The 11,361-nt window shown below is 65.8% G+C and carries 8 protein-coding genes; 3 read left to right on the top strand and 5 right to left on the bottom strand.

What is annotated here, in order from left to right; all coding sequences use genetic code 11:
* Window positions 1-14: 14 nt before the first annotated feature.
* Window positions 15-1,931, bottom strand: a complete 1,917-nt coding sequence (locus QM741_RS11520) for an ATP-binding cassette domain-containing protein (protein ID WP_415207832.1) — start codon at window positions 1,929-1,931, stop codon at window positions 15-17.
* A gap of 153 nt (window positions 1,932-2,084) precedes the next feature.
* On the opposite strand from QM741_RS11520, the gene pyk reads away from it, so the two are divergent.
* From pyk to QM741_RS11505, 3 genes are all read left to right on the top strand, one after another.
* Window positions 2,085-3,554 carry a pyruvate kinase gene (pyk, locus tag QM741_RS11515; protein WP_415207831.1) on the top strand — a complete coding sequence of 490 codons (1,470 nt, stop codon included), beginning with the start codon at window positions 2,085-2,087 and terminating at the stop codon, window positions 3,552-3,554.
* An 84-nt stretch (window positions 3,555-3,638) separates the two neighbouring features.
* Window positions 3,639-4,097, top strand: coding sequence for a hypothetical protein (locus tag QM741_RS11510; RefSeq protein WP_415207830.1), 459 nt, complete (start codon window positions 3,639-3,641; stop codon window positions 4,095-4,097).
* Between the two features lie 117 nt (window positions 4,098-4,214).
* Window positions 4,215-5,231 (top strand): class I fructose-bisphosphate aldolase, encoded by a 1,017-nt coding sequence (locus QM741_RS11505; RefSeq protein ID WP_415207829.1) that lies wholly within the window; start codon window positions 4,215-4,217, stop codon window positions 5,229-5,231.
* Between the two features lie 100 nt (window positions 5,232-5,331).
* Here the strand turns inward: QM741_RS11505 and QM741_RS11500 are convergent, their stop codons facing one another.
* From QM741_RS11500 to QM741_RS11485, 4 genes are all read right to left on the bottom strand, one after another.
* Window positions 5,332-7,056 (bottom strand): peptidase M61, encoded by a 1,725-nt coding sequence (locus QM741_RS11500; RefSeq protein ID WP_415207828.1) that lies wholly within the window; start codon window positions 7,054-7,056, stop codon window positions 5,332-5,334.
* A gap of 76 nt (window positions 7,057-7,132) precedes the next feature.
* Entirely contained in the window at window positions 7,133-9,391 is a 2,259-nt protein-coding gene (locus QM741_RS11495) for a TonB-dependent receptor (RefSeq protein WP_415207827.1), read from the bottom strand.
* Between the two features lie 83 nt (window positions 9,392-9,474).
* The gene (locus tag QM741_RS11490) at window positions 9,475-10,719 is read right to left on the bottom strand and encodes an aminotransferase class V-fold PLP-dependent enzyme (RefSeq protein ID WP_415207826.1); all 1,245 of its coding nucleotides are present in this window, start codon (window positions 10,717-10,719) and stop codon (window positions 9,475-9,477) included.
* A 12-nt stretch (window positions 10,720-10,731) separates the two neighbouring features.
* Complete coding sequence (locus QM741_RS11485) at window positions 10,732-11,337, bottom strand: RidA family protein (protein WP_415207825.1); 606 nt, start codon at window positions 11,335-11,337, stop codon at window positions 10,732-10,734.
* Window positions 11,338-11,361: the final 24 nt, after the last annotated feature.

Genomic DNA, 11,361 nt, shown 5'->3' with positions numbered 1-11,361 from the left:
TCGTCGTGCGAAGCCTAGCCGAGCGGCGCTCCGCTTTCGAGCGTCTGCCAGCGTGCGTAGGCCTCGTCGAGTTCCGCCTGCAGCTTTGCGAGTTCGCCGTTGGCGGCGAGGATCGTCGCGCTGTCCTGCTTGAAGAACGCCGGGTCGTTCATCGCCGCGGTACGAGCTGCGATGTCGGCTTCGAGCGTTTCGATGCGCGCGGGCAGTTGTTCGAGTTCGCGGGTGTCCTTGTAGCTCAGCTTGCGCTTTTGCTTTGGCTCGTCATTCCCGCGAAGGCGGGAATCCGGTTCTTGATCTTTATTTTCAGAAACAAAAGCTGGATTCCCGTCTTTGCGGGAATGACGAGCAACAGCATTCGTGGGCCTTTGCCGCAGCCAGTCGCTGAATCCGCCCACGTACTCGCCGACGCGCCCGCCGCCTTCGAGCACGAGCGTCGAAGTCACCACGTTGTCGATGAATTCGCGGTCGTGGGAGACGAGCAGCAGCGTGCCCGAGTACGCGGCGAGCAATTCTTCGAGCAGTTCCAGCGTCTCCACGTCGAGATCGTTGGTCGGCTCGTCCATGACGAGCAGGTTCGACGGTTGCGCGAACAGCTTGGCGAGCAGCAGGCGGTTGCGCTCGCCGCCGGACAGGCGCGCGATCGGCGCGCGCGCACGTTCGGGCGAAAACAGGAAGTCCTGCAGGTAGCCGAGCACGTGCTTGCGGCTGCCGTTCAGCTCGATGTACTCGGTGCCTTCGGCGACGTTGTCGAGTGCGTTCCAGTCTTCGCGCAGCACGCTGCGGTGTTGGTCGAAGTAGGCGACTTGCAGGTTCGTGCCCGACTCGATTTCGCCGCGTTGCGGCTTCAGTTCGCCGAGCAAAAGTTTCAAGAGCGTACTTTTGCCGGAACCGTTCGGGCCGACGATGCCGATGCGGTCGCCACGCAGGATCGTCGTCGAGAAATCGCGCAGGATGGGTTTGCCGTCCCAGGCGTAGTCGACGTGGCGCGCCTCGATCACTTTCTTGCCCGAAGCCTGCGTCGTGGCCAGCGTCATCCTCGCCTTGCCTTTGATGTCGCGGCGCTCGGCGCGCTCGTGCCGCATCGCCTTGAGCGCGCGCACGCGGCCTTCGTTGCGCGTGCGCCGCGCCTCGATGCCCTTGCGTATCCACACCTCTTCCTGCGCGAGCTTCTTGTCGAACAGCGCGTTCGCCTGCGCCTCCGCGTGCAGGCGTTCCTCGCGCCGGCGCAGGTAGTTGGCGTAGTCGCCGGACCACGAGGTCACCTGGCCGCGGTCGATCTCGACGATGCGCGTCGCCAGCGCGCGCAGGAAGCTGCGGTCGTGGGTGACGAAGACGAAGCTGAACCCGGCGTTGCGCAGGAATTCCTCGAGCCATGCGATCGCCTCGATGTCGAGATGGTTGGTCGGCTCGTCGAGCAGCAGCACGTCGGGCGCGCGCACGAGCGCCTGCGCGAGCAGCACGCGGCGCTTCATGCCGCCGGACAGCGCGGCGAAGTCGGCGTCGCCGGGCAGATCCAGACGCTCCAGCACCTGCGACACGCGACGGTCGAGATCCCAGCCGTGCTGCGCTTCGATCTTCGCCTGCACGGCGGCCAGGGCGGCGAGGTCGCCGGCCGCGATCAGATGATGGTATTGCGCGAGCAGTGCGCCAAGCTCGCCGAGGCCCGATGCGACCACGTCGAACACGTTGCCTGCCGCATCTTGCGGCACTTCCTGCGCAAGCTTGGCCACGCGCACGCCGTTTTGCACGCGCACCTCGCCGTCGTCCGGTTTGATTTCGCCCGCGATCAGGCGCAGCAGGGTGGACTTGCCTTCGCCGTTGCGGCCGACGACGCAGAGGCGTTCGCCCGCCTCGATCGCGAGATCGACCTTTTCGAGCAGCAACGGGCCGCCGACGCCGTAGTCGACGCGCTGGAGTTGGATCAGGGACATGGGCGGATTGTAGCGTCGTTCGCGCGTTCGGCCGCGGTTTTCGCCGCGGCGATTCGCGCATGCCGGCCAAAGCCCGGACGCAGCAACGATTTGCCCGGTCTTGTGCTAGCGTAGCGACATCGATACCAATAACGAACGCAACGAGAGGGAAAGATGGAAACGCAAGTCCGCCGCACCAAGATCATCGCCACGCTGGGCCCGGCCACCGATGCGCCGGGCATGCTGAAGAAAATCCTCGTCGAGGGCGTGGACGTGGTCCGCCTGAACATGTCGCACGGCAAGCCCGAGGATCACGCGCGCCGCGCCAAGGAAGTGCGCGATCTCGCCGCCGAGCTCGGTCGCGAGGTCGCCGTGCTCGCCGACCTGCAAGGGCCGAAGATCCGCGTCGAGAAATTCCTCGCCGGTCCGGTCATCCTCAAGAGCGGCGACCCGTTCGAACTCGATTGCCGCGCCGAAGCGCCGCCGGGCGATGCGACGCGCATCGGCGTGAGCTACCTCGGCCTGCGCAACGACGTGAAAGCCGGCGACATGCTGCTGCTCGACGACGGCCTGATTTCGCTGCGCGTCGAGAAGATCGAGGGCACGAGCATCCATACCACGGTGGTCGCCGGCGGCGCGCTGTCCGACCGCAAGGGCATCAATCGCCAGGGAGGCGGCCTTTCGCTCGCCGCGCTCGCCGAGAAGGACAAGAACGACATCAAGACCGCGGCGCAGATCAACGCCGATTTCCTCGCGATCTCGTTCGTCAAGTCGGCGGCCGACGTCGAGGAATCGCGCAAGCTCATGCGCGCCGCGGGCGGCAGCGCGGCGATGGTGGCGAAGATCGAGCGCAGCGAGGCGATCGGCGAAGCGCTGGCGGGCATCATCGACTCGTCGGACGCGGTCATGGTCGCGCGCGGCGACCTCGGCGTGGAGATCGGCGACGCCGAACTGCCCGGCATCCAGAAGAAGATCATCCGCGAGACGCTCGCGCGCAACAAGGTCGTCATCACCGCGACGCAGATGATGCAGTCGATGGTCGATTCGCCGATCCCGACGCGCGCCGAGGTACTCGACGTCGCCAACGCCGTGCTCGACGGCACCGATGCGGTGATGCTGTCGCAGGAAACCGCGGCGGGCAAGCATCCGGACAAAGCCGTCGCGGCGATGGCGCGCGTCTGCGTCGGCGCCGAGCGCGGCTTCGAGGTGGGCGAGGAATTCGCCGCGCCGGTCGTGCGCCTGGAGCGCGTCGACCAGGCGATCGCGCTGGCGACGATGTACACCGCGCGCCACATCGGCGTGCGCGCGATCGTCGCGCTGACCGAATCGGGCGGCACGGCGCAGTGGCTGAGCCGCTACCGCTCGCGCGTGCCGATCTACGCACTGTCGCGTCGCGTCGGCGCGCGCCGACGCATGCTGCTCTACCGCGACGTGACGCCGATCGCCTTCGACGCGCACGGCGTCGATCCCGCGCACGCGGCCAAGGCCGCGGTGCAGACGCTGTTCAACCTCGAGCATCTCGCCGAAGGCGACCGCGTGATCCTGACCACCGGCGACCACACCGGCCAGCACGGCGGCACCAACACGATGAAGTTGCTGCGCGTCGGGCCGGGCGGCGTGGCCGAGGGACTGGGCGATTTGTGATTGCAGCGCGGTGCCCGAACGCGGGTATTTGCGTATGATCGAAATCCGGCAAACGCCGTTTCGCGCATGGCGCAGGAGGTCGAAATGAAAACGTTGCTGCGGTCTCTGGTTCCGGTTCTGCTCGTCGCGAGCGACAGCGCATTCGCGCTCGAGCGCGCGCATCTCGTGCAGCCCGCCGAGCTATCGAACTGGTGGCTCGTTTCGGGCACGGGCGATCCGAAGATGCCTTCCTACGGCAAGGGCTTGACGACGCCGACCTGCGCCGCGGTGGCGTATCGCATCGACCGCGGCGGCACGACGAGCCAGGTCAAGCTCGAAAAGATGGCGCCCGAGGGCGACCTCGGCGCGGTCGCGGTCGAGATCGTCAAGGGCCTGACCTACACCGCGGCGCAGAAGAACGTCGGCAAGGACCCGGTCTACACCTACGTCGTCCTGCCGTTCAACGCGCCTGACGTGAACAAGGGCCCGAGTGCCGCCGCGGCACGGCAGGCGCTGCTCGATCAGTGCAGGCTCGACGACTTCAAGCTGCCGGCGGCGCCATAGCGCTCAGGCCGCCGCTGCGTTAACGAGCGGCGAACGGCAAACCGGCCTATAATGCACGCCCCCGCGGCATCGCGGGTCGCGCGTTTCGCGCACGAATTCATGTCACGGAGTCGTTCAATGAGCATCGAAGAACTGGAAAGCATCGCCCAGGCGATGGTCGCACCGGGCAAAGGGATCATCGCCATCGATGAGTCGACGAGCACGATCAAGAAGCGCTTCGATTCGGTGAAGATCGAAAACACCGAAGAGAATCGCCGCGCCTATCGCGAAATGCTGCTGACCACGCCGAAGCTCGCCGAGCACATTTCGGGCGCGATCCTCTACGACGAAACGATCCGCCAGTCGACCAAGGCCGGCGTGCCGTTCACCAAGGTCATGCTCGACAACGGCATCCTGCCCGGCATCAAGGTCGACAAGGGCCCGCATCCGCTCGCCGGTTTTCCGGGCGAAGTCGTCACCGAGGGCCTGGACGGCCTGCGCGAGCGCCTCGCCGAATACGCCAAGCTCGGCGCCAAGTTCGCCAAGTGGCGCGCGGTGATCACCATCGCCGACGACGCGCCGAGCGGCACCTGCATCGAGGCGAATTGCCACGCACTCGCGCGCTACGCGGCGCTGTGCCAGGAAGCCGGCATCGTGCCGATGGTCGAGCCCGAGGTGCTGATGGACGGCAACCACGACATCGAGGTCTGCTACGAAGTGACCGAAGCGACGCTGCGCTCGCTGTTCGGTGCCTTGTACGAGCATAACGTGCTGCTCGAAGGCACGATTCTGAAAGCCAGCATGGTGATCTCGGGTAAGGACTGCCCCGAGCAGGCGTCGGTCGACGAAGTCGCCGAGGCGACCATCCGCTGCCTCAAGTCCACCGTGCCGGCCTCGCTGCCGGGCATCGTGTTCTTGTCCGGCGGCCAGACCGACGAACAATCGACCGCGCACTTGAACGCGATGAACCAGATCGGCCCGCATCCGTGGCCGCTTTCCTTCAGCTACGGCCGCGCGATGCAGTCGGCGGCGCTCAAGTTCTGGTCGAAGGATCTGGTCAAGAACTTCGCCGAGGCGCAGAAGATCGTCGTCTCGCGCGCGAGGGAAAACGGCCTCGCCGCTCTGGGCCAGTGGACAAAGGCCAAGGCCGCCTGATCGGCGCGGCGATACGCCCGGACGAGTCCGCGGCGCGATTGCCGGAAGGGGTTCCTGCGTTCGCATGGCGCACGGCAGCCGCCGCGCCATGCGTGCGCAGTTACTTGCCGGTTCGGCAGGCCTCGCTGCCCGCCGCCGTCCACTGCCACGTCTCGACCGATTCTCCCCGCGGCAAGTAATCCACGTCGAAGTTCGCGCCATCGCGCTTGATTCGCAGTTTCAGCATGGCGGACTGGTTGGCCTGGATTCCATCCTGTGGAACGGGCCTGGCGATCTCGTCGCCGTTCCTCAAGCCCGCTTTTTCCGCAGCCGATCCGGCAACGAGGCCGCGGACGATTCGCGGGGAATGCGCGAGGACTTCGGGATCGAAGCCCAGTTCGTAGCGCCGCATTTTCTGCTGCGTGCGGCAAAAGCAGGGGCCGAACGTATCGGAGTCGAGCACGATCGGCTTGCCGCTCATCATGTCGTCGAATTGGCTTTTGCCTTGCGCGCCCAGTTCCCGGGTCACGGCATCGACCCAGGCGGCTTGGGTCAGCGGCAGACCGGTGGCGCGACGTTTCAGGAATGCCAGCAACAGATCGTCGAGCGAGCGCCTGCCGCGGGACGCCTTGCCGATCAGCGCATTGAGCCGGGCGAAGTACAGTGCGCCGCGATCGTAGGGCAGCACGCGGATTCGCGTATCGGCCCAGAAACGGGCGGGAATGTCCCGGTTGGGCGTGGTGTTCAGCAGGTCCGTGTAGTAGCGCGCCGCCGTGATGTTCACGCTGCGCAGGTACTCGTCGCGCGTGATCTGGCCGGCGCGATACGGCAGCAGCCTCTCGTAGTACACGGCAATCCCCTCGGAGAACCACGACGCGGCCAGATCGTCTTTTTCGTCGAGTTCGCCAACGAAGGTATGCACCATCTCGTGCGCGAGCGTGAGTTTGAATTCGTCGGCCCGGGTGCTGTCGTCGAAAGTTCCCACGAACGAATTCGCCACCTCGACGCCGCCGCCCGGATTGACCGGGTTGCGCCGAAGGAAGACGTTGTAGGTCGTGCCCCGCGTCGCGAAGAACGTCTGGTACGCGCCGTAGAGAGTCTGCGTCCAGCGCATCAGGGCATGGGCATCGAACGGCGGCCTGCCCTGCCATGCCGAGAAGAAACCGTTGGCTGCCGGCGTCGCAGGTTCGTGATCGAGATGGCCGCCGAGGGTGAAGGTGGACTCCTGCATTTCCGAGGTCTTCTCCGCGCCGGACTGGTTGCCGACACCCAGCGTCGAGACGCCGATCGACTCCGCTGCGAGCGAGGAAAAATCCCATTCGAGTTTCAGGCGATACGCCTTGCCCGTGTCCGGCAACAACACGTAGGCGCCGAGCAGCCCGGAGAAGGCCACGGAATCGCTGCGCAGCTCCAGCGGCGGTGCGGCGCCGAGCGGATTGGGTGCGTTGGTGATCGGCGCGCGATAGCGGATCGTGACCTGACCGTGGGCAGGGCGCGACGCCTTCCAGCGGCGATAGGGTTTCGCGCCATCGGGGTCGTCGCGGAAATCCAGCGCGATGGAACCGTTCTCGTCTGCCGCCCGCAGGTTCTCGATCGAGGTCGCCACGGTCTTCACGTTGCCGGTGACCCGCGGCAGGCGAAATCCGGGCGCTTGCAGATCCGCCGGGGCCGTCACGGTGACGTCGACGAACGCGATGTCTTGCGCCGCATCGGCCGGCCCGGGCCGCAGGACCACTTCGACCGTATCGGATGCGCGGGCCTGCGCGTGCGCCGGCACGATCCCGACGCATGCCGGCAGCGCGCCGAGCACGAAGCCAACGATATTCCCGGAAGCGAGTTTCGGCATGGCTGCTTTTCTTCCACTGCGAAAACCCGTGTCCCGCTGCATCGGCACCGGGATACGAGCGACGGGCGCGACGCGCTCAGAACGTGTACGTGGCGGAAACGCCAAAGGTACGCGGCTGGATGAGCAGCAGGCCGTAGGAGCTGACTCCGGTGGTGGCGTTCTGCGCGGTCGCGCTGAGATAACCGCGGGCATCGGTCAGGTTCTTCACGTAGAGATCGACGTTCCAGTGCGTGGACTGGATGCCGGCATGCAGATTGCCCGTGGTGTAGGCGCGCAGAGCGAACCGTTGGGCGCTTGCCGAACTGGTGAAGCCGCTTTCGCGATCGCCGATCCAGGTCACGCCACCGCCGACGTTGGCGTCGAGCCCCGCTCCGATCGGGAAGGTGTAGTCGGCGCTGAGGTTGGCGCTCCACTTCGGCGAATAGGGCAGGCGGTCTCCGCTCTTGCCATAGGTGCCGTCCGGCGTGTCCTGGGTGAGCACGGCGTCGGTATACGCGGCGTTGGCGAGAATGTCCAGGCCAGGGAACAGCCGCCAAGCCAGGCTGATCTCCGCACCCTGGCTTTTCGCCTTGCCGGCGTTCACGAAATAACTGTTGCCCGTGTCCTGCGAAACCTCGCTGAGCTGGATGTCCGACCAGTCGATGTAGAACAGCGCGCCGTCGAGGGTCAGCGTGCGATCGGCGAAGTCGCCCTTCAAACCCCACTCGTAGCTGGTGAGCGAATCGGATTTGTACTGGCCCGGAAATTTGCCTTGGTCTTCGATCAGCAAGGCGTTGACGCCGCCGGCGCGATAGCCGCTGGCCACGCGCAGATAGGTCATCACGTCGCGGTTGATGTGGTATCGCGGAGCGAAGCTGTAGGTTCCGACGTGGTCGCTGGCGCTCTCGCTGTCCGAGGAATCTCCGCCATTGAGCGGCCCCGAATAGGCATTGGAAAAATTCTGCTTCACGGAGCTGTAGCGCCCGCCGAGTTGCACGTCGAACGCATCGGTGAACTTGTAGGTGAGGTTGCCGAACGCAGCGGATTCCTCGAACGTGGAAGGCGAAGTGCCGTCGTACATTGAGCCCAGCCCCTCGTCGGCGCCAGTGCTGCGGTCCACCGCCTCGATCCGCTGGAAGCCCACGGTATGTTCGTGGGTGAAGAACGCGCCGCCCAGCCAGCTCAGCCGGCGCCCGTCTTCCGGCGAAGCCAGGCGCAGTTCCTCGCTGAATTTCCCGGTGCGGTTGTTGTTGTCGATCTTCACGCCGAGGCCGGGCAAGCCGTAGATGGGTCCGGTCAGGCCGCCGAAGGTTCCGGTGACGTCCTGCGGGCCGATCAGGCTGTACTTGTTGTAGCTGCTGATCGAGGTGAGGTCGGCCCAGCCCAGGTTGCCGTCCATTTGCAGGATGTACATCCGCGTCTTGACCTGGGCCGTGTCCGTTCCCGGCAGGCGGGCATGGTCATACGGGCCGAAGACGGGCGTGTAGCTGTTCTTCAGCATGTCGACCTTGGCGCTGGCGTCCGCCGACGAGTCTTGCGTCAGCGCCGATGCGCGGAGGGTGAAGCCGTCGCTTACCCGCCAGAGCGCGGAGATGCGCCCGCCGTGCGCATCTCCGTCGTTGACGTTTTTCCTGCCTTGCAGGGGGTCGTTCACGTAGCCCGCATCGTGCCGGTCGAATGCGCTGACGCGTACCGCCAGGTCGCCGCTCAGGGGAAGATTCACGGCCGCACGCGCCGCGTAGCCGCTGCCGCCGTGCTGCGTGTCGGACAGATCGGACTGCACGCGGCCGCTGAACGCGCCGGTGTCGGGGTCGGCCATGACGAACTTGATCAGTCCGCCCATGCTGCTGGCGCCGTAAAGCGTACCCTGCGGGCCGCGCAGCACTTCGATGTGATCGATGTCGAACGGGTCCAGGTCGGAAATGGAGTAGTCCGTGGTCGAGGATCCGTAGGGCGCATCGCCGATCATGATGCCCACGGTCGGATTGAGTTCGGTGCCTGCGGAAATGCCGCGCATGACGAGCGTGGTGCGACCGGCGCCGCGCTCGTTCATGCTCAAGCCCGGTATTTGCGCGTAATAGTCGTCGAGGCGGGACATGCCGTTGTTGAGCAGCGTGGTCGCCTCGACCACCGTCATCGAAATCGGAACATCGAGTTCCGATTCCGCCTTCTTCTCCGCAGTGACGGTGATCTGTTGCAGGGTTTTCGCGTCCTCGGCGGCGCTGCCGGCGGTTTGGACATCCTCGGCAAACAGCGGCTGGGCGGCGGCCAGCAGGGCCAGCGCGGTGTTTCCGCACAGCGTCCGGCGCATGGCCCGGATCAGGGTCTTCGTATTTGCATGGGGGGCTGGATTCATGTCGGTTCTCTTTGTTTTCAAGGGTTCTCGATGGCGGCTGGCGGCGGCCCGGGCCGCCAAACCGGCGAATGGAATTCGTGAAATCAAGCCAGCGCTTCCAGCAGCTTCTCCACGTCCCTGCGCGTGTTGTAGATCGACGGGGAGACGCGCATGCGGCTGCCCTGGACGGACACGTCCACGCCGGCCCGGCGCAGCCGCGCGCGCGTGTCTTCCGCGTTCCTTACGATGAAAGTGGCGATCGGCGAACCGGCATCCGCGGGCGTCATCGCGACATAGCCCAGGCGCGGCAGTTCGCGTTGCAGCAATGCGATCAACGTCTGCGCGTGCGCCTGGATCTTGTCCGGGCCGAGATTGAGTATCTGCGGCAACGAGCTGGAGAGCGCCGCCAGCGTCGCGTTGGCGTAGGTGCCGATCTCGAAATACCCGGCGGCATCCTCGTGCTGCGACCACGAGGCCGGCCAGGTTCCCGGCGCGTCGCCGGGAAACGCGTGGTAGTCGAAGCGATCGAGCTGGCGATAGCCGTAGACCCTGCGCCGAAGGCGCGGTATCAAGCCTTGGTTGACGTAGAGGAAACCCAGCCCGAAGTCCCCCATCAACCATTTGTAGCTCGCGCTGCCCATCGCATCCACACCGAGCGCGCGCACGTCGACCGGCATCGCTCCGACGGCCTGCACAGCATCGACGTAGACCACGGCGCCGTGCGCATGCGCCAGATCGCAGAGCGCTTTCACGTCGTGCCGGAATCCGTTGACGAACGACACGAGCGATATCGCCACGAGCCGCGTCTTGCGGTCGATCGCGCGCTGCATGTCTTCGAGGTCGATGCGCCAGTCCGGCGTCGGGCGCACGCAGCGCACGTCCATACCCTGCTTCCGCATGGCGCCATACAGGTACAGCGAGCCTTCGAAATGCAGCCCGTCGGTGACGACGTTCACGCCCTCGCCCGGCAGCTCCAGGCTGGCGGCCAGCATGGTTTCGCCGGCGGTGGTGCTGGTCACGTAGGCAATTTCGCGGACATCCGCGTTGATCAGCGTAGCGAAATTCCGCTTCACGCCCGTCTGCAGACGATCGATCAGGTCCGGCGGTTGCCAGACGCCGCGCTGCTTGTACGTCATGTAGGCATCGACCTGCGCGCGCGCGCCGCGGCTCATCGGATGCCAGCGCGCATTGTCGAGGCAGATTTCCCGGCGCACGACCTCGAAGTCGCCGGCGAGGTCTTCCGGCACGAAGGAAGCCTTGCCTTGCTCCGCGCCGGCCCTCGCATCGGCCAGCGTCAACGCCGGCGCCAGGGCCAGCCCCTGCATCCACTGGCGTCGGGTGATCGTCATGCGGCGGCTCCGTCAGTCGGCATGGACTTCGACCTCGCCTTCGACTTCCACGGGGATATTGAACGGCAGCTGCGCCACGCCGATGGCGGAACGCACATGGCTTCCGCGCACGGTGCCGTACAACGAGAGAATCAGGTCGGAGAATCCGTTGATGACGGCCGGCTGATCGCAGAACGCCGGCGCCGAATTGACCATGCCGAACACTCTCGTCCAGCGCGCAACGCGATCGAGGCTGCCCAGCTCGCGCTGGATGCTCGCCAGCACGGAGAGCGCCACCAGGCGGGCCGCATCGTAGCCTTCCGCCACGTCGAGCTGCGCGCCGAGCTTTCCGCGCACGGCGTGGATCTCGCCGTTCGGCGCCTGCGGGCCATGGCCGGAAAACAGCAGGCGTGAGCCGGTGCGTTGCACGAACGCGAACGGAAGCCGCACGCCCGGCATCGCCGGAGGCAGGGTCAGCCCTGCTGCGGCAAGCCGTTGTTCGATGTCTCCCATGGATCGATTCCCCGTGCGTGCCTTGCCGCCTGCGAATGCGCCGCCGACTGCCGCACGGCATGAATTCAACAAATTGTTTAATATTTCAACAATGCGTTGAATATCAGTTCGCGCATACCCTGTCAAGCGGTTTCCGCGGCGCCGCATGAC

It is taken from the genome of Rudaea sp., from assembly GCF_047601565.1.
GTDB lineage: Bacteria > Pseudomonadota > Gammaproteobacteria > Xanthomonadales > Rhodanobacteraceae > Rudaea.
This window is presented reverse-complemented; position numbering and strand designations above follow the sequence as displayed.